This window comes from Phenylobacterium sp. (genome assembly GCF_041913825.1).
In the GTDB taxonomy this organism is placed as follows: domain Bacteria; phylum Pseudomonadota; class Alphaproteobacteria; order Caulobacterales; family Caulobacteraceae; genus Phenylobacterium.
On sequence record NZ_JAYSEO010000011.1, the window covers coordinates 40,139 to 63,638 of the forward strand.

The following is a 23,500-nucleotide window of genomic DNA, read 5'->3' on the forward strand; positions in this document are numbered from 1 at the left end:
TCCGCTCCCCGGCGGCCGCCTATCCAGAGGTCGAGAATGTTCCGCAACACCCGCTTCGCCGCGCTCGCCGTGGTGGCCGCCGTCTCCCTGGGCGGCGCCTCCGTCTATGCGCAGGACGCCTTCACCCGCGCCCCCGCCGAGGTCCGGTCGGGGACCTATGCGCTCGATCCCGCGCACTCGAAGATCACCTGGTCGGTGAGCCACTTCGGCTTCTCCACCTATGTGGGCCAGTTCGGCAAGGTGACCGGCCAGCTCCGGCTCGACGCCCGCCAGCCCGAGGCGAGCCAGCTCGCCGTCACCGTCGACGCCAACTCCGTGGGCACGCTGGACGCCGCCCTCGACAAGCACCTGAAGACGGCCGACTTCCTCGACGTCGCCAAGTTCCCCACCGCCGAGTTCAAGGCGACGCGGGTCCGCCGCACCGGCGAGCGCACGGCCGAGATCACCGGCGACCTGACGCTGCATGGCGTCACCCGGCCGGTCACCCTCACCGCCGAGTTCAACCAGGCCGGCGTGAACCCGATCGACAAGGCGTACTCCCTGGGCTTCGACGCCAAGGGCAAGATCAAGCGCAGCGACTTCGGCATCACGACCTACATCCCGGCGATCGGCGACGAGGTGACCCTGCAGATCGAGGCCGAGCTCAAGCTGGCGAGCTGACCCGCGTCGACGGGGACGGGGAAAGGGACTAGATCGCGCCCATGACCGCGTCCCCGCCCGACAACTCCGCCCAGATGGCCTCGCCCTCGTACCGGCTGGCCGTGTTCGACCAGGACTTCCTGCTGTCGGACAGCCTGCGCGGCGTGCGCTTCCTGCTGGAGTTCGCCAAGGCGGACCTGGCGCTGAAGGCCTGGGGCGTGCGCTCCACGGTGGTCGTGTTCGGCTCCGCCCGGGTCCGCGAGAACGGCGACCCCGACCACGCCCGCTGGTACGCCGCGGCCCGTGAGTTCGCGGCGCTGGCCTCGCAGCGCGGCGGCGCCTTCCTGGAGGGCGGGCCGGTGCGCGACAACGTCATCGCCACCGGCGGCGGGCCCGGGATCATGGAGGCCGCCAACCGCGGCGCGGCCGACGTGGGCGCGCCGTCGGTCGGCTTCAACATCACCCTGCCGCACGAGCAGGAGCCCAACGCCTATTCGACGCCCGAGCTGACCTTCCGCTTCCACTACTTCGCCATGCGCAAGATGCACCTGGCGATGCGGGCCAACGCGCTGGTGGTGTTCCCGGGCGGCTTCGGCACCCTCGACGAGCTGTTCGAGATCCTGACGCTGCGCCAGACGAGCAAGTCGCCCGAGATCCCGGTGGTCCTGTTCGACGAGGGCTACTGGCGCGGGATCATCAACTTCGACGAGATGGCCCGGCGCGGCATGATCGCCCAGAAGGACCTCGACCTCTTCGGCTTCGCCGAGACTGCCGACGGTGTGTGGCAGGAGCTGGTGAGGCGAGGGCTGAAGCCCCACGAGGATCTCGAGAGCCTGACGAAGTCGCCCTGAGGCCCGGCCCTCACCGGAAGATGTAGATCCCGCCGGTGATTCCGCGGGGCGCCTCGGCGAGGCCGCGGACCTCCAGGCGCACGCGGCGCGCGCCGCAGACGCAGCGCAGGCGGCTCTCCAGCGTCTCCACCGGCTGACGCGCCAGGCCCTGGCAAATCCACGGCGAGGGGTCGACCGCCGCGGTCCGGCCGCAGCGGCAGCGGGCCCAGAGGCTGGAGCGCGCCTGCGTCGCCTGGGCGAGGCGCGGCGTGTTGAAGGCCGTCGCGATGTGAGTTGTCCCGTCCGCCATGGCGCGCCTCCGTTGATAGAACAAAAGCAGAACTCCTGCGCTCATGCGACTCCCTGGAAGATGTGCTTTCCAGGTGGTGCAACCTGAAGGATGGGGCACGGCGTCGGAACCGCCCCGTCGCTGCCCGGTTGAGGCAGGCCTACGGGAGATGACCGATGCAGAACCCCAGAGAGACCCGCACAAATGCGGCCGATTCCGCCCCCGGTGTCGATGACGGGCGGGTGCGCGCGAATGGCGCGCCTGTGAATTCCAAGCCGGGCGGGCGCAAGTTCGTCTGGCTGCTGGTGGCCGCCAGCCTCCTCATCCTGCTGGTCGTGTTCATCGCGCGACCGCGCAACGACACCGCCGGCCAAAGCGAGATGGTCGCGGCGGGCTCCTCCGCGAGCGAGATGGAAGGCAGCCGCGCCCCTGGCACGGTCGCCGAGGCGGGGCAGCCCGCGCAGGCCGCCCAGCCCTAGCCGACGACCACGCGCTCCTGCCCGAACCACAGGGGCGAGCGGGGGAGGTCGATGAACCTGCGCTCGTCCTCCAGAAGGAGGACGCCGGCGGCCTGCGCCTCGGGCCGGCGGCCGTTCTCGACGATGGCCTCCAGGCTGTCGAACCAGAGCTCGGCGACGCCGTCGTACTCCTCCGGAGCCTCGCGGGCGGCGCGGATGCCGGCGTTGAGCTCGGCGGACAGGCTGTGGAGCTGGACGTAGCGCCGGATCTGCAGGGTCTCGGCGACGCTGGCCACCAGCGGCCCGTGGATGTTGAGCCAGTAGTCCTGGAACTGCTCGCGGCTCAGGTGCGGCAGGCGCCGCAGGCAGAAGGTGAGCTTGATCATGCGGCGAGCCTGCGCCCGCGACGCTCCGTCAGCCTAGAGCTTCTCGCTGATCTTGATGGCCGCGCGGCAGCCGTTGCGGATCACCGCCGAGAGCAGGCCATAGCCCGGCGCCTCGCGGGCGCCCTCGTCGATGGCCAGGTCGCGGTGGAACAGCTCCTCCTGCCGGAACCGCTCGAGCTCGGCGGCCAGCTCCGGCTCCAGCTCGGAGAGCTCCTCGATCTGGCCGGCGTAGTGCTCCTCGATGACGCTCTCCACGGCCTCGGTGCAGGCGTGCGCCGCCTTCTCGCCGAGCAGGGCGGTGCCGGCGCCCAGGGCGAAGCCGGCGAGCCGCCAGACGGGCGCAAGCGCGGTCGGCCGCACCCGACGCTCGGTGAGCAGGCGGTCGAAGCGGGCCAGGTGCTCCGCCTCATGGCCTTCCATCTCGGCGAGCTGGCCTGCGATCCGTTCGCGGCCGGGCGCCTCGCCCAGGACGGCCCGCTGGCCGCGGTAGATCGAGACGGCGCCCAGCTCCCCGGCGTGGTCCACGCGCAGGATCTCCGCGAGGCGCTGGCGGAACGCGCCCTGGCCCGGCCGCGGCGGGATCGGCTTGTCGCTCATCGCTTGGCTCTCTCGCGGAGCGCGGCCATCACGCTCAGGGCCACAAGCACCAGGGAGATCACCGCGTTCCAGCCGGCCATGGACAGGCCCGCGAACACCCACACCGCCTCGTCGCAGGCGGGCGGCTTCACCTCGGCGCCCTTCAGGAAGGCTTCCATGTCGCCGACGCTGATCCCCGACCCCGTGGAGGCGCAGGTGGTCGGACCTGGCCAGAACTTCCACTCGGCGCCCGCATGGTAGGCGGCGAGGCCCGCGCCCACCAGGAAGACCAGGCCCAGCACCCAGCAGGTCGCCTCGCGCCACTTCGGCCCGCCGGGCAGGCGCACCAGGATCATGAAGGCCGCGCCCAGGCCCAGCGCGGTCCAGTAGACCTCCCGCTGGCGCAGGCAAAGCGTGCAGGGCGCGTAGCCGCCGAAGGTCTGGAAGGCGTGGGCGGTCGCCAGCATGCCGGCCGAGGCGAGGAGGGCGACGAGGCGCCAGCGGTCGAGGAAGGGCTTCAGCATCGCGCGCGATAAGACCTCAAGCCCACGCCTACAGGAAGACCTTCACGGCCACGATGCCGCCGACCAGCAGCAGGAGCAGCAGCACGGAGTAGAGGTTCAGCCGCCGCTCGAACTCCTTCAGCATGGCCGGGCCGGCGTACTTCAGGATCGCGGCGACGATGAAGAACCGCGCGCCGCGCGTGACGATCGAGGCCCAGATGAAGGTGAACAGGTCGAAGCGGGCGAAGCCGGCGGTGATGGTCACCAGCTTGTAGGGGATCGGCGTCAGGCCCTTGATGAGGATCACGCCCAGGCCCCAGTGGTCGAACCAGCGCTGGAACTCCTCGCGCCCCTCCGGGTGGCCGAACAGCTTGAGGATCAGCATCCCCACCGGTTCGAGGAAGACGCCGATGGCGTAGCCGAGCAGGCCGCCCAGCACCGAGGCGACCGTGCAGATGCCGGCGTAGACGAACGCCTTGTTGGGCTTGGCCAGCACCATGGGGCCCAGCATCACGTCGGGCGGGATGGGGAAGAAGCTGCTCTCCGCGAAGGAGACGATCGCAAGGGACCGGGGGGCGTGGCGCGACGCGGCGAGCCGCATCACCCAGTCGTACATCTTTCGGAACATCGGCGATCCGTGCGGGGAGGTGGGGCGTTGTTAGCAGGGGGCGCCGGCTCTGTCTCGCCCGCTGGAACGAACTGGTTTCAACTGATACCAACGCCCGCGACAGGAGATCTGGCCGTGAACATCCGGTCCCGCGCCGAGCTCGACCAGGCCTCTCGGGGAGCGCCGTCCGCCGAGGCGGGCTGACGCGGGCTCAGGGTTCTCATTACGGTGGCGGTGATGGCGATGAGTACGGCGGCGGACGCCCGCCCCAAGTGGGCCCTGGTCGTGCACGGCGGCGCCGGCGTGATCGAGCGCAAGCACCTCAAGCCCGAGCAGGAGACGGCCTATCGCGACGCCATGGCCCGCGTGGCCGAAGCTGGCGCCGAGGTCCTGAAGCGCGGCGGCTCGGCGCTGGACGCGGTCGAGGCGGCCATCCGCCTGCTGGAGGATGACCCGCTGTTCAACGCCGGGCGCGGCGCGGTCTTCACGGCCGAGGGGCGCAACGAGCTCGACGCCTCGATCATGGACGGCTCGAACGTGAAGGCAGGCGCCGTCGCGGGGGTGACCACGGTCAGGCATCCGATCAGCCTCGCGCGGGCGGTGATGGAGCGGTCGCCGCACGTCTTCCTGGTCGGCGATGGGGCGGAGACCTTCGCCGGGACCCAGGACCTCGAGCGGGTCGAGCCCGGCTACTTCTTCACCGAGCGGCGCTGGCAGGGCCTCGAGCGCGAGCTGAAGCGCCAGGGCCTGCCCATCCCGCCGCGGCCGGCCGGCGCGCCCCCGCCCGGCCAGGCCGCCGCCGACCTCGCCCACGACGAGGACGGCGGCCGCAACAGCGGGCTCATCGACCTCAACAAGAAGTTCGGCACTGTCGGCGTCGTCGCCCTGGACGCGAACGGCGACGTGGCGGCCGGCGCCTCCACCGGCGGCACGACCGCCAAGCGCTGGGGCCGGGTGGGCGACAGCCCGATCATCGGCGCGGGCGCCTACGCCTCCAACCGCTCCTGCGCCGTCTCGGCCACCGGGACCGGCGAGTTCTTCATACGCCTCACCGTCGCCCGCGAGATCTGCGCCCTGGTCGAGCACAAGGGGATGAGCCTGCAGGCGGCCGCCGACCAGGTGATCCAGAAGGACCTGACCGCGCTCCAGGGCGACGGCGGGGTCATCGCGATCGCCCCCGACGGCGACATGGCCTGGAGCTTCAACACGTCGGGCATGTACCGGGCGAGGATCGCCGACGGCCAGCCGCTGGTCGTGGGCATCTACAAGGACGATCCCTGATGGCGAACCGCGACGACCGGCCGGGCGGGCCTCGCGCCCCCGAGACCTGCAGCGAGGTTCGCCGTCCGTGGGAGGTTGGCGAGGCCGCCGCTTCGGTGGAGGATCCCACCGACGTCGGCAGCCGGACGACCGCCCGGCCGTAAGTGCGAGGGCGGAGGTGACCGTGGACCCGATCGAGGAAGACCTGGCGCCGGCGGCGCGCGAGGAGATCGAGCGGGCCTGCACGCTCGGCTGGCGGCAGCTCCGCGCCCACACGCCCTGGGGCGACACCTTCGAGGGCTTCACGCCGGAAGGCCGCGGCGTCTGCTTCGAGCGCAGCTATCTCTGGGAGGGGGAGCCCGGCGGCGATATCCGCGTCGAGGTCACCGTCTACGAACCACAGGCCTACGAAGCCGGCGTCAGCCTGGTGCGCACGATCCACCGGGAAACCGCGTAAGGGAGAAGAGAAGACATGAAGCTGGCCTCGCTCAAGGGCGGCCGCGACGGGCGGCTGGTGGTGGTCTCCAACGACGTGGCCTGGTTCACGGACGCGAGCCATATCGCCCCGACCCTGCAGTACGCGCTCGACCACTGGTGGCGCATCGAGCCGGAGCTGCGCGGCCTGGCCGAGAGCCTGGAGCACGGGGCGGTGCCGAAGGAGCGCTTCCATGAGCATTCGGCGGCGAGCCCGCTCCCGCGCGCCTACCAGTGGGCGGACGGCTCGGCCTATGTGAACCACGTGGAGCTGGTCCGGAAGGCCCGCGGGGCCGAGATGCCGGAGAGCTTCTGGACCGATCCGCTCATGTATCAGGGCGGCTCCGACGGCTTCCTCGGGCCCCGCGATCCGATCCCTCTGGCCGACGAGGCCTGGGGTTGCGACCTCGAAGCCGAGGTGGCGGTGGTCACCGGCGACGTGCCGCAGGGCGTCTCCCGCGAGGAGGCGCTGGGGCACATCCGGCTGGTCATGCTCTGCAACGACGTCAGCCTGCGCAACCTGATCCCGGGCGAGCTCGCCAAGGGCTTCGGCTTCTTCCAGGCCAAGCCCGCGTCGGCCTTCTCGCCCGTGGCGGTGACGCCTGACAGCCTGCCGGGCTGGCGGGACGGCAAGCTCTCCGGCAAGCTTGAAGTGGAGCTGAACGGTCAGCCGCTGGGCGAGGCGGACGCCGGCGTCGACATGACCTTCGATTTCGGGACGCTCATCGCCCACGCCGCCAAGACCCGCAGCCTGGTGGCCGGCACGATCATCGGCTCGGGCACGGTCTCGAACCGCGGTCCGGACGGCGGTCCAGGAAAACCTGTGACCCAGGGTGGTGTCGGCTATTCCTGCCTCGCAGAGTTGCGAACCGTGGAAACCCTGCTCGAAGGCGCGCCGAAGACGCCCTTCCTCAAGGCCGGCGACACGGTCCGCATTGAGATGCGCGACGCCAAGCGCCACACGATCTTCGGGGCGATCGAACAGGAGGTGCGCCCGGCATGAGCCAGGCGGAGGCGAGGGAGGCCGAGCAGGCGGAGCTCAGGCTCGACGCCTATCTGCCCTATCGGCTGTCGGTGGCCTCCAACGCGGTGTCGGGGCTGATCGCCCGCGCCTACCAGGATCGGTTCGGCCTGACGATCCCGCAGTGGCGGCTGGTCTGCGTGCTGGCCGAGGACGGGTCGCTGACCCAGGGCCAGATCGTGGCTCGGACGGTGATGGACAAGGTGACGGTGAGCCGCGCGGCGCAGGGGCTGGTGAAACGCCGCCTGGTCGGCCGCACGGAGCATGCCGCCGACGGCCGTTCGCATGTGCTGACCCTGACGCCGGAGGGCGCCCGGCTGCACGCCGAGATCGCGCCGCTGGCGCTGGCCTACGAGGCCGCGCTGATCGCCGGGCTGTCGCCGGAGGACGTGGCCCTGCTCAAGCGCCTGCTCGCGCGCCTGCAGGCCGCGGCCGGGCAGCTCGCGGGAGAGGCCGATCCGCCGAGGCTGGCCTAGGCCGCCGCGTCCTCAGTGGACGAGCGCGACGTCCTTGCAGCCCCAGCGGTGCGAGCCTTCGCCGAACGGCAGGTGGAAGCCGTAGGCGGCGCGCCGGCGCTCATCCCGCCAGTTCTCTTCGAACGTGTGGATGAGGGCGGTCTGCAGCTCCTCGGGGATTTGACGGACGTCGTGGCCCAGGGTGCGGGCCACTTGCTCGATCACCAGAGCCCGGTGCGCTTCGCCGCCGAGCATCAGGAGGACCTCACGAACGTGCTTGGCGAGGTTTTGAGCGCCCCGCACCGGCTTTTTGCCGGAACGCGTGTCGGAGGGGTTATCCAGGTTCTTTCCCATGGCGAAGCTACGCTGCCACGGCGTCGTTTACCCATGCGTTAAACGCGAAGGCGAACACAAGGTTAACTGCAGCTCCAGGTTTCAGACTGGGCGCGAAGGTTGTGCCGCAGCGGCGCCGGGGGCCATGGGAATCCCGCATTGGAACGGGATCGGCGCCGGCTGCGGCCGGGTCCCGCCGCAATGCAGGAACCGGGCCACACCCCCTGTCTCACCCCCAGCCCAGCGCCACGGCCCCGTGGTAGACGAGGAATGAGGCCAGGTAGGCGAGCGTCAGCATGTAGGCGAACATCACGCCCATCCACGCCCAGGAGTTGGTCTCCCGCTTGACGACCCCGAGCGTCGCCACGCACTGCGGGGCGAAGATGTACCAGGCCAGGAAGGACAGGCCGGTGGCCAGCGACCAGCTCTCGGCCAGCCGGCTGGCCAGGGCGCCGACATTGGCCTCGGCGTCGCCCACCGCATACACGGTTCCGAGCGCCGCCACGGCGACCTCGCGGGCGGCGAAGCCCGGGATCAGCGCCACCACCATCTGCCAGTTGAAGCCCACGGGCTCGAACAGCGGCTGGATCGTGTGGCCGATCATGCCGGCGAAGCTGTAGTCGATGGCCGGCTCCGTGGCGCCCGGCGGGGGCGCCGGGAAGGTGGACAGGAACCACACTAGGATCATCAGCGGCAGGATGATACGGCCGGCGCGGGCGAGGAAGATCTGGGCCCGCAGCAGCAGGTTGCGCGCGACGTTCTCCGGCGAGGGCAGCTTGTAGGTGGGCAGCTCCATCAGGAACGGCTCCACGGCGCCGCGCCAGAACACCTTGCGGATCACGAACGAGACCAGCAGCGCGCTGACGATGCCGGCGGCGTAGAGGCCGAACATCACCAGCCCCTGCAGGTTCAGGCCCGGCCCGACGGTGCGTTCGGGGATGAAGGCGCTGATGATCAGGGTGTAGACCGGAATCCGCGCCGAGCAGGTCATCAGCGGCGCCACCAGGATGGTGGTCAACCGGTCGCGCTTCTGGTCGATCACCCGCGCCGCCATGATCCCAGGGATCGCGCAGGCGAAGCTCGACAGCAGCGGGATGAAGGCCCGGCCGTGCAGGCCCGCGCCGCCCATGATCCGGTCCATCAGGAACGCGGCCCGGGCCATGTAGCCGAAGTCCTCGAGCAGGATGATGAAGAAGAACAGGATCAGGATCTGCGGCAGGAAGACGAGCACGCTGCCGACGCCGGCGATCAGGCCGTCGACGATCAGGCTCTGCAGCAGGCCGTCGGGCAGCACGTCGCCCACCAGGCCGCCGAGCGCCAGGAAGCTCGCCTCGATGGCGTCCTGGGCCGGCGCGGCCCAACTGAACACCGCCTGGAACATCACGAAGAGCAGGGCGAACAGCACTGCGAGCCCCGCCGCCGGATGCAGCAGAACCGCGTCGATGCGGCCGGTGAGCGTGTCTGGCCGCTCGGGAGGACGGACGTAGGTCTTCAGGATCCGCTGGGCCTCGCGGTGGGCCTGGCGGATCTCGCCCGCGTCGGGCTCCCGCCAGGTGTTTTCGGAGCCCAGCTCGCCGCGGGCGGCCAAGCCGTCCACCTGGGCCACCAACTCGTCGACGCCGCGCCTGCGGGTGGCGACGGTGGTGACGATCGGACAGCCCAGCTCGCGCTGCAGGCCCTCCAGGTCGATGCGCAGGCCCTGCCGCTGGGCGATGTCGTACATGTTCAGCGCCAGCACCATCGGCCGGCCGACCGCCTTCAGCTCGAGGATCAGGCGCAGCACGAGGCGCAGGTTGGTGGCGTCGGCCACGGCCACCACCACGTCGGGCGGAACCTCGCCGGCCAGCTTGCCCAGCACCGCGTCGCGGGTCACCGCCTCGTCCGGGCTGCGGGCGCGCAGCGAATAGGTGCCCGGCAGGTCGAGCACCGACAGGCTGCGGCCCTCCGCGGTGGTCAGGAAGCCTTCCTTCCGCTCGACCGTGACGCCGGCGTAGTTGGCCACCTTCTGGCGGCTGCCGGTGAGCGCGTTGAAAAGGGCCGTCTTGCCGGTGTTCGGATTGCCGACCAGCGCGATGCGCGCGGCCGCTACGCCTTGACTCATTTCGTCTCCAGCAGAACCCAGACGTCCTCGGCGTCGCGGCGGCGCAGCGCCACGCGCATGTCGTCCAGGCGGACCGCGATCGGGTCGCGGCGGATCGCGCCTTCGTGCAGGACTTCCAGCCGGGCGCCCTCCACGAAGCCGAACTCCAGGAGGCGCCGCTCCAGCTCGGCCTCGGCGACGCCGTGGCCCTCGCCGCGGGCCTCGACCCGCACGTCGACGATCACGCCCTTGTCGCCCGGCCGCAGCGCGCCCAGGCGAACCATCCGGTCGTCCGCGCCCGCCGCCGCGAGCGGCCGCGCGTCCGTCGGTTCGGCGAGCATGTCGTGCATGAGCGGGCCCCTGACGTCGTTCTTGCGAACGATTATCAGTTACGGGCGGGCGCGTCCACGTTCAAGGTGTCAGTCGCGCCGCGCCCGCGCCACGTCCCTCGGGCCGACCTCGCCGTCCACGCCGCCGAAGTGCTCGACGACGTAGTTGGCGACGGCGGCGATCTCTGCGTCCGAATAGGCCCGGGCGAAGGCCGGCATGAAGGCGTGGCCCTGCGGCGCGTTGATGCTGCCCCCCCTGAGGATGGTCTGCACCACGTTGGCCCCGTCCGGCGCGGCCACCGCGCGGCGGCCGGCGAGCGCGGCCAGCGGCGTCTGCTGTCCCGCGCCGTTCCAGGCGTGGCAGCTCGCGCAGGCGCCCTCGAAGATCCGCCGGCCCTCGCTGGCCTCCTCCCCGGGCGGCGGAGCCATCAGGCTGGCGCGGGCGAGCCGCCCGGCCCCCTGGTTCGGGACCGGTCCCTGGTCGCTGGCGGGCTTGCTCTTCAGATAGACGGCCATGGCCCGCAGGTCGCCGTCGGTGAGCTTGGCGAGGCTGAAGTCCACCGCCTCCTTCATGGGGCCCGACGCCACCGCGCGGCCGGGCGCGTAGCCGGTGCGGAAGTAGCTCACCAGCTCGTCCGCCGACCACGCCCCGATCCCGTGGCGGGGGTCGGAGGTGATGTTCCAGGCGGTCCAGCCCTGCATGGTCTCGCCCGAGAGCGTGTTGCGGAAGTAGCCGAAGGCGAGGTTGCGCGGGGTGTGGCACTCGCCGCAGTGGCCGAGCACGTTGACCAGATAGGCGCCGCGGTTCCACTCCGCCGTCTGCTGCGGGGCGGGCTCGAACGCGCCGCCGCGCAGGAACAGGATCTTCCAGAAGCGCATCAGCGGCCGCTGGTTGAACGGGAAGGCGAGCCCGTTCTCGCGGACCTCGCTGCGCACCGGCGGCAGGCTGAAGAGGTAGGCCTTCACCGCCAGGATCTCGTCCTCCGGCATCCGGGCGTAGGAGGTGTAGGGGAAGGCCGGATAGAGCTGCTCGCCCTCGCGGCCGACGCCGTGGCGGACCGCGCGCACGAACTCCCCGTCGGTCCAGGCGCCGATCCCGGTCTCCCGGTCGGGGGTGATGTTCGGGGCGTAGAGCGTGCCGAACGGCAGCCTGAACGCCCGGCCGCCCGCGTAGGGCTGGCCGCCCTCCACGGTGTGGCAGGCCACGCAGTCGGCGGCCGTGGCGATATAGGCGCCCCGGGCCACGAGCTGGGGCGAGGCGGCGGGCGCGGCGACCGCTTCGGCGCGGGGAACCGGCCACAGCAGGATCGCCAGGATGACGACGAGGCCCAGGACCACCAGGCCGGCCAGCACGCTCCAGATGCGGCGCGCCCGGCCGCTCACGGCTCATCCTCCTCGCCGGACAGCAGGGCCGTGCCGGCCAGCAGGGCCGCGCCCGCGCCGACGCCGAGCGGCAGGAGACCCGCGCCGCGGCTCTCGCGCCGGGCGTCCCGGGCCAGCCGCCGGCGCCGGACGGGCAGCTCGCGCAGCCGCACGCGCGTGGCGGCGTAGATGGCGTTGCAAAGCGCCGGCGCCGCCGCCGTGGTGCCGGCCTCGCCGATGCCGCCCGGCGGATGGTTGGTCTGCAGGTGGATCACCTCCAGCGGCGGCGTCTCGTTGATCCGCAGTTGCCGGTAGTCGTGGAAGTTCGACTGCTCGACCTGGCCGTCGCGGAAGGTGATCTCGTTGAACAGCGCCGCCGAGAGGCCGAACAGGATGCCGCCCTCCACCTGCTGCTTCAGGACGGACGGGTTGATGGCGATGCCGCTGTCCACGGCCGCCGTGATCCGGCGCAGGCGCACGTCGCCTTCATCGGTCACCGCCACCTCGACCACCACGGCCATGAAGCTGCCGAACGACTTCTGGACCACGATCCCGCGCCCCGCGCCGTCCGGCAGGTCCGAGCCCCAGCCGGCCGCCTTCGCCGCCGCGTCCAGCACGGCGCGGCCCCGCGGCTGGTTCCTCAGCAGGTCGCGGCGGTACTCGTAGGGATCGCGCTTGGCGGCATGGGCCAGCTCGTCGACGAAGCTCTCGACCACGAAGACGCCGTGCGTGGGGCCGACGCCCCGCCACCAGGAGACGATCAGCCCCGGCGGCGGGCGCCACTGCACATAGTCCACGTGCATGTTCGGGAACTGGCCGTAGACGGTGTCCTCCACCTCCTCCACCGCGTCGGGGTCGACGCCGTTCGGCCGCATGCCGGCCGGGGCGAAGCGGGCGGTGACCGAGGCGGCGGTCACCCGGTGGCGCCAGGCCACCGGCCGGCCGTCGCCGTCCAGGCCGGCGGAGATGCGGTCCACGTAGAGCGGCCGGTAGTTGTCGTGGCGGGTGTCCTGCTCGCGGGTCCAGACCAGCTTCACGGGATAGGGGCACTGCTGCGCCACCCGCACCGCCTGTTCCACATAGTCGGTCTCGAGCTTGCGGCCGAAGGCGCCGCCGATGACGTGGTTGTGCAGCAGGACGGCCTCGGGGGCGGCGCCCAGGATCTTCGCCGCCGCCGCCACCGCCGAGGTGGGCACCTGGGTGCCGCACCAGATCTCCGCCCCGCCGCCGCGCACGTGGACCACCGCGGCCTGCGGCTCCATCGGGGCGTGGCAGAGGAAGGGCTGGCGATAGACCGCCTCCACCCGCGTGCGGGCGTCCTCCAGCGCGCGCTCGGGGTTCCCCGCCCGGTGCGCCACCGCGGCCGGGCCGTTCAGCGAGGCCTGCTCCATGGAGGCCCAGAGCTGCTCGGAACTCATCCCGGCGTTGGGGCCTGGGGTCCAGCTCACCTTCAGGGCGTTCAGCCCCTGCTGCGCCGCCCAGAAGTGCTCGCCCACCACGGCTACGGCGTCGGGCAGGCGGACCACCTGCAGGACGCCTTGGATCGCGCGCGCGCCGCTGTCGTCCACGGCGGCCAGCCGCCCGCCGCGCCACGGGCAGGGAAGGGCGGCGGCGAACTTCATTCCCGGGACCATCACGTCGATGCCGTAGATCGCGGCGCCGTTCACCTTGGTGGGCGTGTCCACCCGGCGGATCATCTTGCCGATCAGCTTGAACCGGCTGGGGTCCTTCAGCGCCACCTGCTCGGGCTTCGGCACGCGGGCGGCGTCGTCCACCACCTGGCCGTAGGGGAGCTGCCGGCCCGTGGGCGGATGCATGACCATGGCGCGCTCGGCGACGCACTCGCCGGGCGGTACGCCCCAGCGGTTGGCGGCGGCCGTGATCAGCATGGTGCGGGCCGCCGCGCCGGCCTTGCGCAGAGGCTCCCAGGCGCCGCGGATCGAGGTCGAGCCGCCGGTGCCCTGGAACTGCAGCAGCGGCTGCTTGTAGAGCTCCTCGTTCGGCGGGGCCGGCGCGATCAGCACCTGGTCGAGGCCCACCTCCAGCTCCTCGGCGATCAGCGTCGCCTCGCCGTGGTAGACGCCCTGGCCCATCTCCACGTTGGGGATGATCAGGATCACCTGGTTGTCGGAGGTGATGCGGATGAAGGCGTCGGGCGCGAAGCCGCGGAAGCCGGTTCCGGCGGCGGCCGAGACGTCCTCGGTGCTCAGCGGCTGCGGCCCGGCCGGGTTGACCCGGCGGTCCTGCGCCCAGGCCTTGGTCGCGCCGACCGCCAAGCCCAGCACCAGGCCGCCGCCCAGGACGAAGCGCCGGCGGTCGGTGACCACCTCCACCTCGGCGGTGGGCAGGGTCGGCGCCTGCAGGGTCATCGCCGCGCCGCCCGCTTGATGGCGTCGCGGATGCGCGGATAGGTGGCGCAGCGGCAGATGTTGCCGCTCATCGCCACGTCGATGTCGGCGTCGGTCGGGTTCGGATTGCGGGCCAGCAGGGCTGCGGCGCTCATCACCTGGCCGGACTGGCAGTAGCCGCACTGCACCACCTCGACCTCCAGCCAGGCGGCCTGGGCCGCCGCGCCGGCCGGGGTGGTCCCTACGGCCTCGATGGTGGTGATCCGGCCGCCGGCGGCCCGGACGGGCAGCACGCAGGACCGCACCGGCCGGCCGTCCACATGGACGGTGCAGGCGCCGCACTGGGCGATGCCGCAGCCGTACTTGGTGCCGGTCAGGCCGAGGACGTCGCGCAGCACCCAGAGCAGCGGCATGTCCGGCGGCACGTCGACCTCGCGCGCCTCTCCATTGATGTCGAGCGTGATGCGCACGGCGGCGCCTCCCTGGTCCCGCAGCCACAACCGCGCCCGCGTCGAATGGTTGCCGGAGCTGCCTTATGCGGGGGCGGCCACCGGACCCTGCGGGCCGACCGCCTCGCCGGGCCGCAGGAACAGGCGGGTGATGCTGGGCCGGACCTCGCGGACCTGCCGCGCCAGGGTCTCGGCCGCCCGCTCGATCTCGCCGCCCGGCAGGTCGTCGCGGAAGTCGATGGTCACGCCCACCAGGATCTCCTGCGGGCCCAGGTGGAAGCTCAGGATCTCCACCACCCGCTCGACCCGCGGATCGGCCTCCAGCACGCGCCGCACGTCCGCCACCACGGCCGGGGCGGCGGCCTCGCCCGTGAGCAGGCTGCGGGTCTCGTTGGCCATGAAGGCCGCCACGCCGGTCAGCAGCAGGCCGATGCCGACCGAGGCGACGCCGTCGGCCTGCGGCCAGTCGAAGGCTACCGCGGCGCTGACGCCCGCCAGCGCGATGGTCAGGCCGACGAGGGCGGCGGAATCCTCCAGCAGGACGGCGAACAGGCTGGGGTCCTTGCTGCTGCGCACGCTGGCCAGGAATCGCGTGCGGCCGGCGCGGCGCCGGTGCTCGCGCCAGGCGACCGTGAACGACAGGCCCTCGAACAGGATGGCCACGCTCAGGACGAGGAAGTTGATCCACGCCCTCGACATGGGCTCCGGCCGCAGGATCTTCAGCACGCCCTCGTAGATCGAGAAGGCGCCGCCCAGGGTGAAGATCATCAGCGCCACGACGAAGGACCAGAAGTAGAGCTCCATCCCGTGACCGAAGGGATGGCCGGGGTCCGGCGGCCGCGCGGCGCGCCGCAGGCCGACCAGCAGCAGGCCCTGGTTGCCGGTGTCGACGAGGCTGTGGATCCCCTCGGTGAGCATGGCCGAGGAGCCGGTGAAGGCGAAGGCGACGAACTTGCTGGCCGCGATCGCGAGGTTGCCCGCCGCCGCCGCATAGATCGCCAGTCTCGAACCCTGCGCCATCGCTCGCACCGCCCGGCGTCGCCTGCGCCGCATCCCGCGGCCCAAACACCCCGCGACCGGTGCGGTTCACCGCCATCGTGTGGTGCCCCAGGCCGGACTCGAACCAGCACTCCCTCGCGGAAAGCAGATTTTGAGTCCGGCGCACCTGAGATAAAGTCTTGAAAAGTATAATGGTTCGTCGCGTCGGCGTCCAGGTGTGTAACCAACTGTGTAAGCTCGCCGCTCAAGCGAGAAGGCTGGGGGGGGGCCGTACAGCGCCAACAGCGGACATTCTGGCCCGCGCCCAAAGTGGACATTCTGTCGGCTGTTCAGACTGCGATTTCAGGGACACCTGCGTCGGTCAGGAGCTGGAAGAGCTCCGCGACCTTGACCCTCGCGCCGCGCTGTTCGCAGAACGAGAAGATCGCCCGCTGCTTAGCCCGTGAGAGCGCGACAAAGAAGGTCGCGAGACCCTCCAGGTCGCCTGGCTTGTGAGCCCACCATGCCTGATCGTCGAGGCCCACGAAGATAACCGTGTCGTACTCGAGGCCCTTGCTCTTGTGCACTGTCATCAGCGGGATCTGGTCAAGGCCCTCGAACACGTCGAGGCAAGCGGCCCAGGTGGCGACGCCCTCAGCTGAGGCTGCGATATGGCGACGGAAGGCGTCTACCATGATGTCGAGCAGATCGCCGGCCGCGTACTCGGCATAGCTATGCCGGACCGCAGGTAGGTCGATGAAGTCGAACACTTGGTCCGCGAAGACGACGGCCGCAGTGGATGTGGGCAAGGTGGCCGCCATGTCTGAGCGCAGCGCCCTCAGGAACTCGGCCAGTTGAGCTTCGACCCGCGTCGCACCGATCTCGTCGTCTGGGGCAACGGCTCTCAGCGCCAGAACCGCGCTTGAGGCCGTCTGCCAGGACGACGGGGCGCGGCGGACGGCACCCAACCGCAGCAGCGCCAAGGCGACACGCGAGAAGTCGTCGGCGAGGAGGTCCTGCAGCGTGGTCTTACCCAGCGCGTGGCTTTCGTTGCGCATCCGAAGGCCTCGCTGAGCGAACGCGTGGGCCAAATCTGCCTCCACGTCGTCGGACTTCTGCTTCACGAGGAGGGCATAATCGCGGGGTGCTCGCCCCCGCGCGGCCATATCGGCACCGAGCCACTCGGCTAAGTGCTGCGCTTCTCGCGCTTTGGTGGGGCTCTTCCAGACCTGGGCCACATCGCCATCGACCTGCTGTTGGGCCTTGGCCTCGGTTAGGGCAGCATTCGGGTCGAGCGCCCGGGCAACGACATACTGGATACGAACAAGATCCGGCGAAGACCGGAAGTTGAAGACCAGCGGGATGCGGGCCGCGCCAAAGTCCGCCTCGAAGCGTGCAAATGCGTCAGGTCGCGCGCCGGCCCAAGTCATGATGCGCTGCTTGTCGTCCCCTACCGCCGTGACGCTGATCCCTTCGCCGCAGAACGCCGAGAGCAGGAAATCGTACTGCGCGTAGGTGGTGTCTTGGAACTCGTCGACGAAAACGAAGGGATAAGTCAGCTGCAGCGCCCGTTTGATGTCGGGCGCGGCGCGAAGCGCCAGTTCGGCCAGCCTGTTCAACGTGACGAACGTTAGTGCCGAACGCGGTTGCGCGGCCAAGGCGCTGTCCCACCAGCGCTGCACGGCGAACTCGTCGGGCGTTGTCGGCGGCTGGCGTGGATGCGGCAGACGGTATGGTCCGACCCGATGCGACTCGAACGTGAAGCCTCCCATGGCCGCGATTGCCGCCTGCCACGGCGGCGGCGCCGCCAACCGGGCACCGGTCAAGAAGCCCTCCAGCTGCTGACGGGTGGGGAAGGCGATGTCGTAGGGGCGCGAGGGTCGCCAAGTCTCCGGCAGCGCGGTCAGGAAGCGGTCGACAAGCCCTTTGGTAAAGGCGTCGAAAGTCAGTGAGGTGAACCGCTGGGCGAACTCAGCCGGGCAACGCAATCGTACGCGGTCGGTCAGGTTCTTGGCCGCGTCGCTCTTGAAGGAGATGGCGAGAATCCTGAACGGCGGCGGGCAGAGGCCGGTCTCGAGAAGGTAGACCGCGCGCTGCGCAAGGAACTCGGTCTTACCCGCCCCCGGTCCGGCCACCACGGATGTCGACCCGTCCTGGCGGAGTGCCGCCCATCCCGCCGGCTCTAGGTCGGCGATGCCCCGCGGGCGCCAGTCTTCGGGTCGCACTAGCGCCACGTCAAACCAGGTCCGCGCCGGCCGGCGGCGAGAGGCGATCGACAATGGACTGCAACAGCGCAGTCAACACCTCCGGAGCCGCCGCCGCCACCGCGACGTCGTCCATGCTGCTGAGGACGCGCACGTGCGTGCTGGGTTTGCCGCGCCCAAGAAACAGATACCGATACCACCGCAAGGCCACATCATTGCCAGCCGGGTAAAGGTCGCCGCGCCCATTTTCGCCCAGTACCGCCGAGCGAGGATCGCCGTTGGGAGAGGGTCCTTGCCTGCCCGGTTCAATCACTTGATAGGCCGCCGGAAACGCCGTCAGCATCGAGTAGTCTAGGTCGAGCGGCGTGCAGAAGAAGACATGGTGGTTGCGGAGAAAGCGCACCCAATCGCGCATCAACTGAGAGTTCGCCTGGTCGTAGCCGTCGAAGGCGGCCAAGTTGGCTTGTGGTCCCAACGGATCGGGCGGATTGAACAGTTGGTTTGGTTGGACGCCGATCGCGAGCAATTGCGCGCAGGTCGTTTTGATCCGCCCCCAGCCTCCGCCGACACGCCCCCAATCCAGATCGAGCAAGGTGGCGTACGGGATTTCCAAATCTGACAACAACCGCCAGAGATGGTTCACATGGCGGCCGCCCAGGGGCACGATGGCCACGAAGGAGCGATCGACATCGATGTCGAGCGCTTCGGCGAGCCGCGGTAGGACCACTTCCTCGGACGCCCCCTCGCCGAGCACGGCAAACCGGGCGAAGTAAAGTTCGGGATAGGTTCTGACCGCCTCGCGGATGAATTTCGCCGCTTCTTCTTGGCCAGTAGGCAACCGGACTGCCCGGACGCGCGCGGTGCGGTCGGCGGGGTCCAGCCGAAAATGCCGAATCTGCTCAGGATCCACGCGCGAGAGGATGCTTGCCGAATGGCTTGAGACCACGGCCTGCGCTCGCTCACCCTGCGTTAGGTCTTCGATCTGGCGGACAATCCGGCCGAGGTAGAATGGCGCTAGGTTGTTCTCCGGCTCCTCGATGGCGATCAAGGTGAGCGCCGGCAACGGGACGCCGCCGGCCTGAAACCCGACGGCGGCCGGATCGGCTGCCACTTCGCCCTCGACGTCGAGGGTCGCGGCCGTCATGGCCAGGTGGAAGAGCGAGCGTTGGCCGTCGCTGAGATCCTCGATCGCACGTTCACGGCCCGCTTCGTCGGGGCGGAAGACGACCTCCACCTTGCGGATGAATTCCTGGAACCGCAGGTCAATGGGTCGGAATACCGGCGTTGTGTCGGTCCCCGCGGTATGAACCTCCTGCCAGCGGCGGTGGACCGCGCCGACTACGACATCAACCGCCGCCTCGCCTGTGAAGGCGTTGTTGAGGGTGGCGCCTGCGGTCGCGAACGTGTCACGCACTCCTTGCGACCAGTTGATCGCCCGCCAGAGCCGCCCACGCAGGAAGGCGGTGACCTGCGAGGCAGCATCCCTTGAAGCGGGCACATAGATCAGCTGGATCCGGGCGCGGTCCGTCGCCTTGAGATCGATGCAGTCGGCTTCGGCGAAGGCGCCGAACGTACGCACTGCCCAGTATTTCTGCTCGATCAAACCTTCCAGCGACCCATCGTCGGTCCATACAGCTTCCATGCGGAGACGACACTTCAGGTGCCCGGCTTCGTCCGCCGCCATCTGCTGGAAGAATTCGGGGACGGCAGCGGCGTCCCCGCCGCCCTGCAGCTCAGGAAAAGCGAGGATCGCCTCCAGGAAGAAGGTCCGCTGTGCCGGCGTTGCGTCTTCGTTCGCTGGGATATGGAAATCCTGCCGGCGCAGGCGACGCTGGTCAGCGGTTATGCCGAACAATCGCTGCATGGCCTGCATGGCAGCGGTCTTGCCCGCGCCGTTGGCGCCCACAAAGGCGGTAAGGCCTGGCGTAAGATCAATCGTCGTCTGCTCGGGTCCAAACCCTCGAAACCCTGCAAGAACCAACCGTTCGATGTACATTATTCGCTTCCAGGCTGCATCCGAGCACTACGTTCAGCAACCGACGCGCTTTGTGGCTGCCTTTCCGGGACGCCAATCGATCAAACGGCAGTCGATCCGCGGGCTCTCTGAGGCGTTGGCGGTGGCCTTTGATACCCCTCGCGAACGTTCGCTGCATAGTTGCACGCTCGAAGATCACAGTTAAGCTCGGGATAGGAGCCGAGTCCGCTCGTTGCCGACACGGCGGGCCAAGCTCATGCCGAGAGTCTGATGAGCGCTGTAGAACTCAAGCCACCCAAGAGCGCGGCGCCGGGCCCCTATCTAGGCTTTTCGCTCCAATCGGTGCGCCTCTGCCACCATCTATTCAAAGCCTCAGATGGTGATGTCGTGGGTATCGAGGCCGAAGACGATGTGACCGTGTATCGGGCTAACGGCGACCTAGTATTGGAACAATGCAAGAGCGCGCTGGCATCGAACCCCATCAGCGACCGCGCGGAAGCGCTTTGGAACACGTTCGCCAACTGGGCGGACCGCTGCAAAGAGGGGCTGAATCCCGACAAGGCCTTCTTCGATCTGTATGTGACGCCGGTGAAGGCGGGGCCGTTAGTTGAGGCCCTTCACGCCGCCATAACGGACGAGTCGATTGCAGACGGGCTGAAGCGGATCAATGCGCTCGTCGACCCGAAGAAACCCGGCGTCGGCTGTGCGCCCCACGTGACCAGGTTCCTCAGCCAGGGTGACTTCGTCTGCGCAAAGATCATCCGACGGTTTCGCCTGATCGTCGAACCCGAGCCGACCGAGGCCGTCCGTGAGCAACTGCGGCCGACTTTGCCGGCCGAGACACTAGACGCTTTCTGTCAGGCCGCGATCGGGTTCGCCAAGGAGGAGGCTGACGCCCTGCTTCGAAAGCAACTGCATGCGAAACTCGACGCCCGAGCCTTCCGCAAGCGCTTTGGCGCCTTCGCGCGTAAGCATGATCTTCTCGGCCTGTTGATCTCAAGTACGCCTCCACCTCCCACGGACCAAGTTGAAGCCGTGGTGGTGCAGAAGCCGATTTTCGTTCAGCAGCTACAGGCCGTGGACTGCACGGAAGAGCTGTTGATCACGGCGGTCAGCGACTACCTGCGCACTGTAAGCGACAAGATCGATTGGGCCGATGAGGGACGCATCGTCGCCGAGAGCTTGGACGAATTCGACGAACAGCTGGTGAGGGAGCACAAGCTCGCCCGGGACGAGATCGAAGATACCATGGCGGCCAGCACGGATGCCCAGCGCGGCCGTGCGCTCTACCGCCGGTGTTCTGGGAAGACACTGCCCCTGGAGGGGCGCGCCCTTCCCAGCCATTTCGTCTCTGGCGCGTTTAATGGGCTGTCCGAGGCTCGCAGGGTGGGATGGCATCCCAACTTCAAGACCTTGTTCCCGGAAGACGGCTAGGTCGCGTCGATGACCTCGGACCTGTCGCCTGTCGAGATCGTTCAGAACCCGGCTTTCGGGGCCCAGGTGCTGTGGAATTTCGCGCATGGCTACCAGGCCGAGAAGGTCGGCGATCTCCCCGACCTGCCGCCCTTCTTCCTGGTGCTCCCGATGGTCTTCCATGCGCCGACCCTGTCAGACATCAAGTCGACGCAACTGCCTTCCGGGCTCCTCAAGCTTGTGGCGAAGCTTGCTGAAGAGCGTGAACGCCTCTTCGCGGTGCATGATCGCGCCGTAGCGATGCGCGGTCTCACCTTGCAGTCGCTCGGCGTCGGGATCGCAACCAAGCTCCTCCACCTCGACTATGAGAGCGCCTTGGTGCGCGCCAACGAACTCAAGCTTCCTCCACCCCCGGACCGCCTCCGAGCCCACACGGCTGGGGCCGAAAAGCTGGGGCGCTGGTTCGCACGCCTGCCGGCCAATCAGGTCTTTTCGCTTTTGCAGATCGAACCCTGATGCAGTTTCAAATCCTCAAGCTCATCCTGTGGTCCCGTGCCGGGCACAAGCCGCGGGTGATCGAGTTCCAGCCCGGCATGGTCAACGTCATCAGCGGTGCCTCCAAGACCGGCAAGTCGGCGGTGATCCCGATCATCGACTACTGCCTGGCATCTGGAAAATGCAGCATTCCGGTGGGGACGATCCGCGAGGCCTGCTCCTGGTTCGGCGTCGTCATCCAGACCCTTGAAGGCGAGAAACTTCTGGCTAGGCGAGAGCCGGGAGACGCGCGTCAGACAGGCGACATGTTCGTGCTCGAAGGCGATTCGGTGGAGGTTCCCGAGGAAGAGCCGACCAAAAACACGACCGCAGATCAGGTCAAGAAGATGCTGGATCGCCTGTCCGGGCTGTCTCAGCTTGGCCTCAATCCGGACAGTACATCAGGTTACGAGTCGCGCGTCTCGTTCCGCGACCTAATGGCGTTCACCTTCCAGCCACAATACATCGTGGCCAACCCGATGGTGCTGTTCTTTAACGCCGACACCAGCGAGCATCGGGAGACCCTGAAGGCCATCTTCCCCTTCGTGCTCGGTGCCCTAACCACCGAGATGTTGGCGGCGCGATGGGAGATTGATCGACTAACGCGGGAACTCCGCCGCCAGGAGTCGGCTTTGGCGGCTACCAAGGCGGGCGTCCGGGCTTGGCAGAACGAGACCCAAGGATGGGTGAGGCGCGCCATCGAGCTCGGCCTTCTCCCTGAAAACACTGTCGTGCCCACTGAGTGGCATGAAATCGTCGATCTGCTTCGGCGGGCCGTCCAGACCAATTCCCGTAGCGCCTATGTGACCGTGACGGCGGTGGAGGTAGCGCTCGCGCAACTCCAGACCTTGCGGCAGCAGGAGAGCCAGGCGGCCAAGGCGCTGGCCGACAGCCGGCAACGATTGAATGAGATGCAGCGTCTGGTGGACAGTAGCGAGTCCTATGGTGCTGCGATCAAGATTCAGCGAGACCGCCTGAACATCTCTGGCTGGCTGCAGGAGCGCCTCGCAGACAGCGAAGACCCGTTGGTCGCGGTGGCGAGCGCCGGCCGCGAGAAGCTGGAACTTTTGACGACTGCTTTGGCCGGGATCGAAATTCAGCTTCGCACCCAACCGGGCCTGTCCGACTCCTTCGACAAAGAGCGCCTGCGACTTCGCCGCGAGGTGGATGAGGCCACGGGCAAACTGATCGGCGTGCGCCAGGAAATAGCACAACTGGAGCAACGCTCAGAGGAGGCGCGGGCTGAGACCTTTCGCCAGGACCAAGTCGAGCGTTTCATTGGACGACTGGAATATGCTCTGACCACGCTCGATCGATCCGAGGAAGGCTCCGAGCTCGCCGACAGCATCGCCCGCCTTCAGCGAACTCTGGCCGAATTGCGCAAGATCTATTCCGAGGGAGCCGTCAACAGCAAAAAGGCGAACGCGCTTCAGCGGGTGCAGACCACCGCTTCACGGATCCTTCCGATGCTTGATGCCGAGTGGCCAGAGGCGCCGATCGAGTTGGTGACGGAAGACCTTACCGTCCGCGTCATCAATCGCGACCGGCGGGACTACCTGTGGGAGATCGGCAGCGGCGCCAATTGGCTCGCGTACCACGTCGCGATCAGCCTCGCCCTGCAACGCTTCTTCCTTGAAGAGCCGGGGCATCCTGTTCCCAGTTTCCTGATCTATGATCAGCCTAGCCAAGTCTACTTCCCTCGGGGATTCGACGTTGAACATGCGCCGCTTCCGGGTCGGTCTCGTGACAAGGATATCGCAGCCGTCCGCTCCGTCTTCGAGGCTATCGGCAGTGAGATCATCCGAGCGAAAGGGCGTCTTCAGGCCATCGTCCTTGACCATGCCGGCCCGGATGTTTGGGGCGAGATCGAAGGTGTCACCCTGACGGAAGAATGGCCGGGCAACGTCGCGCTCGTTCCACCGGAGTGGCTATGACGAGGCATTCTGCTCGCCCCTAGGCCCGCGTCGAACCAAGCCAACCCGATGACCACAAAGCGG

General features: G+C 68.9%; 25 protein-coding genes. 11 read left to right on the forward strand and 14 right to left on the reverse strand.

Translation table 11 applies throughout. The features are described 5' to 3' along the window. Window positions 1-36: 36 nt before the first annotated feature. Window positions 37-660 (forward strand): YceI family protein, encoded by a 624-nt coding sequence (locus ACE3Q8_RS10930; RefSeq protein WP_374470315.1) that lies wholly within the window; start codon window positions 37-39, stop codon window positions 658-660. 41 nt (window positions 661-701) lie between these two features. After that, window positions 702-1,490 (forward strand): LOG family protein, encoded by a 789-nt coding sequence (locus tag ACE3Q8_RS10935; protein ID WP_374470316.1) that lies wholly within the window; start codon window positions 702-704, stop codon window positions 1,488-1,490. 10 nt (window positions 1,491-1,500) lie between these two features. Here the strand turns inward: ACE3Q8_RS10935 and ACE3Q8_RS10940 are convergent, their stop codons facing one another. Further along, the gene (locus ACE3Q8_RS10940) at window positions 1,501-1,779 is read right to left on the reverse strand and encodes a hypothetical protein (protein WP_374470317.1); all 279 of its coding nucleotides are present in this window, start codon (window positions 1,777-1,779) and stop codon (window positions 1,501-1,503) included. Between the two features lie 155 nt (window positions 1,780-1,934). On the opposite strand from ACE3Q8_RS10940, the gene ACE3Q8_RS10945 reads away from it, so the two are divergent. After that, window positions 1,935-2,237, forward strand: a complete 303-nt coding sequence (locus tag ACE3Q8_RS10945) for a hypothetical protein (RefSeq protein ID WP_374470318.1) — start codon at window positions 1,935-1,937, stop codon at window positions 2,235-2,237. On the opposite strand, the gene ACE3Q8_RS10950 is transcribed toward ACE3Q8_RS10945, so the two are convergent. Genes ACE3Q8_RS10950 through ACE3Q8_RS10965 form a run of 4 tightly spaced genes read right to left on the reverse strand, consistent with a single transcriptional unit; the run spans window position 2,234 to window position 4,309 of the window. Beyond that, window positions 2,234-2,602 (reverse strand): EthD domain-containing protein, encoded by a 369-nt coding sequence (locus tag ACE3Q8_RS10950; RefSeq protein WP_374470319.1) that lies wholly within the window; start codon window positions 2,600-2,602, stop codon window positions 2,234-2,236. The two genes, ACE3Q8_RS10945 and ACE3Q8_RS10950, sit on opposite strands and share 4 nt — an antisense overlap. 33 nt (window positions 2,603-2,635) lie before the next feature. Beyond that, on the reverse strand, window positions 2,636-3,199 hold the full coding sequence (locus ACE3Q8_RS10955) for a demethoxyubiquinone hydroxylase family protein (RefSeq protein ID WP_374470320.1): 564 nt from the start codon (window positions 3,197-3,199) through the stop codon (window positions 2,636-2,638). Further along, a complete protein-coding gene (locus tag ACE3Q8_RS10960; protein WP_374470321.1) occupies window positions 3,196-3,702 on the reverse strand; it encodes a disulfide bond formation protein B in 507 nt (168 codons plus the stop codon). The genes ACE3Q8_RS10955 and ACE3Q8_RS10960 overlap by 4 nt, the downstream gene beginning before the upstream one ends. A gap of 28 nt (window positions 3,703-3,730) precedes the next feature. Continuing rightward, window positions 3,731-4,309, reverse strand: a complete 579-nt coding sequence (locus ACE3Q8_RS10965; protein ID WP_374470322.1) for a YqaA family protein — start codon at window positions 4,307-4,309, stop codon at window positions 3,731-3,733. A 216-nt stretch (window positions 4,310-4,525) separates the two neighbouring features. On the opposite strand from ACE3Q8_RS10965, the gene ACE3Q8_RS10970 reads away from it, so the two are divergent. Genes ACE3Q8_RS10970 through ACE3Q8_RS10990 form a run of 5 tightly spaced genes read left to right on the forward strand, consistent with a single transcriptional unit; the run spans window position 4,526 to window position 7,519 of the window. Continuing rightward, window positions 4,526-5,569: an isoaspartyl peptidase/L-asparaginase family protein gene (locus ACE3Q8_RS10970; RefSeq protein ID WP_374470323.1), complete on the forward strand. Its 1,044-nt coding sequence runs from the start codon at window positions 4,526-4,528 to the stop codon at window positions 5,567-5,569. Further along, on the forward strand, window positions 5,569-5,712 hold the full coding sequence (locus ACE3Q8_RS10975; protein WP_374470324.1) for a hypothetical protein: 144 nt from the start codon (window positions 5,569-5,571) through the stop codon (window positions 5,710-5,712). The genes ACE3Q8_RS10970 and ACE3Q8_RS10975 overlap by 1 nt, the downstream gene beginning before the upstream one ends. Window positions 5,713-5,732: 20 nt before the next feature. After that, the gene (locus tag ACE3Q8_RS10980) at window positions 5,733-6,005 is read left to right on the forward strand and encodes a hypothetical protein (RefSeq protein ID WP_374470325.1); all 273 of its coding nucleotides are present in this window, start codon (window positions 5,733-5,735) and stop codon (window positions 6,003-6,005) included. Between the two features lie 15 nt (window positions 6,006-6,020). Further along, window positions 6,021-7,025, forward strand: coding sequence for a fumarylacetoacetate hydrolase family protein (locus ACE3Q8_RS10985; protein ID WP_374470326.1), 1,005 nt, complete (start codon window positions 6,021-6,023; stop codon window positions 7,023-7,025). Then, window positions 7,022-7,519, forward strand: coding sequence for a MarR family winged helix-turn-helix transcriptional regulator (locus tag ACE3Q8_RS10990; RefSeq protein WP_374470327.1), 498 nt, complete (start codon window positions 7,022-7,024; stop codon window positions 7,517-7,519). The genes ACE3Q8_RS10985 and ACE3Q8_RS10990 overlap by 4 nt, the downstream gene beginning before the upstream one ends. Window positions 7,520-7,531: 12 nt before the next feature. Here the strand turns inward: ACE3Q8_RS10990 and ACE3Q8_RS10995 are convergent, their stop codons facing one another. The 9 genes from ACE3Q8_RS10995 to ACE3Q8_RS11035 form a co-directional block, all read right to left on the reverse strand. Then, on the reverse strand, window positions 7,532-7,852 hold the full coding sequence (locus tag ACE3Q8_RS10995) for a hypothetical protein (RefSeq protein ID WP_374470328.1): 321 nt from the start codon (window positions 7,850-7,852) through the stop codon (window positions 7,532-7,534). A 208-nt stretch (window positions 7,853-8,060) separates the two neighbouring features. After that, the gene (gene feoB / locus ACE3Q8_RS11000; RefSeq protein WP_374470329.1) at window positions 8,061-9,932 is read right to left on the reverse strand and encodes a ferrous iron transport protein B; all 1,872 of its coding nucleotides are present in this window, start codon (window positions 9,930-9,932) and stop codon (window positions 8,061-8,063) included. Continuing rightward, a complete protein-coding gene (locus tag ACE3Q8_RS11005; RefSeq protein WP_374470330.1) occupies window positions 9,929-10,261 on the reverse strand; it encodes a ferrous iron transport protein A in 333 nt (110 codons plus the stop codon). The genes feoB and ACE3Q8_RS11005 overlap by 4 nt, the downstream gene beginning before the upstream one ends. A 69-nt stretch (window positions 10,262-10,330) precedes the next feature. Further along, entirely contained in the window at window positions 10,331-11,623 is a 1,293-nt protein-coding gene (locus ACE3Q8_RS11010) for a cytochrome c (RefSeq protein WP_374470331.1), read from the reverse strand. Then, window positions 11,620-13,971 (reverse strand): molybdopterin cofactor-binding domain-containing protein, encoded by a 2,352-nt coding sequence (locus ACE3Q8_RS11015; RefSeq protein ID WP_374470332.1) that lies wholly within the window; start codon window positions 13,969-13,971, stop codon window positions 11,620-11,622. Before ACE3Q8_RS11015 ends, ACE3Q8_RS11010 begins: the two co-directional genes overlap by 4 nt. Beyond that, window positions 13,968-14,420 carry a (2Fe-2S)-binding protein gene (locus tag ACE3Q8_RS11020; protein WP_374470333.1) on the reverse strand — a complete coding sequence of 151 codons (453 nt, stop codon included), beginning with the start codon at window positions 14,418-14,420 and terminating at the stop codon, window positions 13,968-13,970. Before ACE3Q8_RS11020 ends, ACE3Q8_RS11015 begins: the two co-directional genes overlap by 4 nt. A 63-nt stretch (window positions 14,421-14,483) precedes the next feature. Next, on the reverse strand, window positions 14,484-15,419 hold the full coding sequence (locus tag ACE3Q8_RS11025; RefSeq protein WP_374470334.1) for a cation diffusion facilitator family transporter: 936 nt from the start codon (window positions 15,417-15,419) through the stop codon (window positions 14,484-14,486). Between the two features lie 308 nt (window positions 15,420-15,727). Continuing rightward, entirely contained in the window at window positions 15,728-17,611 is a 1,884-nt protein-coding gene (locus ACE3Q8_RS11030) for a UvrD-helicase domain-containing protein (RefSeq protein ID WP_374470335.1), read from the reverse strand. Window position 17,612: 1 nt separating this feature from the next. Continuing rightward, window positions 17,613-19,577 (reverse strand): ATP-dependent endonuclease, encoded by a 1,965-nt coding sequence (locus ACE3Q8_RS11035; RefSeq protein ID WP_374470336.1) that lies wholly within the window; start codon window positions 19,575-19,577, stop codon window positions 17,613-17,615. A 249-nt stretch (window positions 19,578-19,826) separates the two neighbouring features. Between ACE3Q8_RS11035 and ACE3Q8_RS11040 the strand changes: the two genes are divergently transcribed. Genes ACE3Q8_RS11040 through ACE3Q8_RS11050 form a run of 3 tightly spaced genes read left to right on the forward strand, consistent with a single transcriptional unit; the run spans window position 19,827 to window position 23,437 of the window. After that, on the forward strand, window positions 19,827-20,990 hold the full coding sequence (locus ACE3Q8_RS11040) for an ABC-three component system protein (RefSeq protein ID WP_374470337.1): 1,164 nt from the start codon (window positions 19,827-19,829) through the stop codon (window positions 20,988-20,990). Window positions 20,991-20,999: 9 nt separating this feature from the next. Continuing rightward, window positions 21,000-21,485, forward strand: a complete 486-nt coding sequence (locus ACE3Q8_RS11045) for a three component ABC system middle component (RefSeq protein ID WP_374470338.1) — start codon at window positions 21,000-21,002, stop codon at window positions 21,483-21,485. After that, a complete protein-coding gene (locus tag ACE3Q8_RS11050; protein WP_374470339.1) occupies window positions 21,485-23,437 on the forward strand; it encodes a DUF3732 domain-containing protein in 1,953 nt (650 codons plus the stop codon). Before ACE3Q8_RS11045 ends, ACE3Q8_RS11050 begins: the two co-directional genes overlap by 1 nt. Window positions 23,438-23,500: the final 63 nt, after the last annotated feature.

What these genes read in the sequence shown, in the direction of transcription:
- ACE3Q8_RS10930 (WP_374470315.1), top strand. Translation starts at nt 37, where the DNA reads ATGTTCCGCAACACCCGCTTCGCCGCGCTCGCCGTGGTGGCCGCCGTC.
- ACE3Q8_RS10935 (WP_374470316.1), top strand. Translation starts at nt 702, where the DNA reads ATGACCGCGTCCCCGCCCGACAACTCCGCCCAGATGGCCTCGCCCTCG.
- ACE3Q8_RS10940 (WP_374470317.1), bottom strand. Translation starts at nt 1,779, where the DNA reads ATGGCGGACGGGACAACTCACATCGCGACGGCCTTCAACACGCCGCGC.
- ACE3Q8_RS10945 (WP_374470318.1), top strand. Translation starts at nt 1,935, where the DNA reads ATGCAGAACCCCAGAGAGACCCGCACAAATGCGGCCGATTCCGCCCCC.
- ACE3Q8_RS10950 (WP_374470319.1), bottom strand. Translation starts at nt 2,602, where the DNA reads ATGATCAAGCTCACCTTCTGCCTGCGGCGCCTGCCGCACCTGAGCCGC.
- ACE3Q8_RS10955 (WP_374470320.1), bottom strand. Translation starts at nt 3,199, where the DNA reads ATGAGCGACAAGCCGATCCCGCCGCGGCCGGGCCAGGGCGCGTTCCGC.
- ACE3Q8_RS10960 (WP_374470321.1), bottom strand. Translation starts at nt 3,702, where the DNA reads ATGCTGAAGCCCTTCCTCGACCGCTGGCGCCTCGTCGCCCTCCTCGCC.
- ACE3Q8_RS10965 (WP_374470322.1), bottom strand. Translation starts at nt 4,309, where the DNA reads ATGTTCCGAAAGATGTACGACTGGGTGATGCGGCTCGCCGCGTCGCGC.
- ACE3Q8_RS10970 (WP_374470323.1), top strand. Translation starts at nt 4,526, where the DNA reads ATGGCGATGAGTACGGCGGCGGACGCCCGCCCCAAGTGGGCCCTGGTC.
- ACE3Q8_RS10975 (WP_374470324.1), top strand. Translation starts at nt 5,569, where the DNA reads ATGGCGAACCGCGACGACCGGCCGGGCGGGCCTCGCGCCCCCGAGACC.
- ACE3Q8_RS10985 (WP_374470326.1), top strand. Translation starts at nt 6,021, where the DNA reads ATGAAGCTGGCCTCGCTCAAGGGCGGCCGCGACGGGCGGCTGGTGGTG.
- ACE3Q8_RS10990 (WP_374470327.1), top strand. Translation starts at nt 7,022, where the DNA reads ATGAGCCAGGCGGAGGCGAGGGAGGCCGAGCAGGCGGAGCTCAGGCTC.
- ACE3Q8_RS10995 (WP_374470328.1), bottom strand. Translation starts at nt 7,852, where the DNA reads ATGGGAAAGAACCTGGATAACCCCTCCGACACGCGTTCCGGCAAAAAG.
- feoB (WP_374470329.1), bottom strand. Translation starts at nt 9,932, where the DNA reads ATGAGTCAAGGCGTAGCGGCCGCGCGCATCGCGCTGGTCGGCAATCCG.
- ACE3Q8_RS11005 (WP_374470330.1), bottom strand. Translation starts at nt 10,261, where the DNA reads ATGCACGACATGCTCGCCGAACCGACGGACGCGCGGCCGCTCGCGGCG.
- ACE3Q8_RS11015 (WP_374470332.1), bottom strand. Translation starts at nt 13,971, where the DNA reads ATGACCCTGCAGGCGCCGACCCTGCCCACCGCCGAGGTGGAGGTGGTC.
- ACE3Q8_RS11025 (WP_374470334.1), bottom strand. Translation starts at nt 15,419, where the DNA reads ATGGCGCAGGGTTCGAGACTGGCGATCTATGCGGCGGCGGCGGGCAAC.
- ACE3Q8_RS11035 (WP_374470336.1), bottom strand. Translation starts at nt 19,577, where the DNA reads ATGTACATCGAACGGTTGGTTCTTGCAGGGTTTCGAGGGTTTGGACCC.
- ACE3Q8_RS11040 (WP_374470337.1), top strand. Translation starts at nt 19,827, where the DNA reads ATGAGCGCTGTAGAACTCAAGCCACCCAAGAGCGCGGCGCCGGGCCCC.
- ACE3Q8_RS11045 (WP_374470338.1), top strand. Translation starts at nt 21,000, where the DNA reads ATGACCTCGGACCTGTCGCCTGTCGAGATCGTTCAGAACCCGGCTTTC.
- ACE3Q8_RS11050 (WP_374470339.1), top strand. Translation starts at nt 21,485, where the DNA reads ATGCAGTTTCAAATCCTCAAGCTCATCCTGTGGTCCCGTGCCGGGCAC.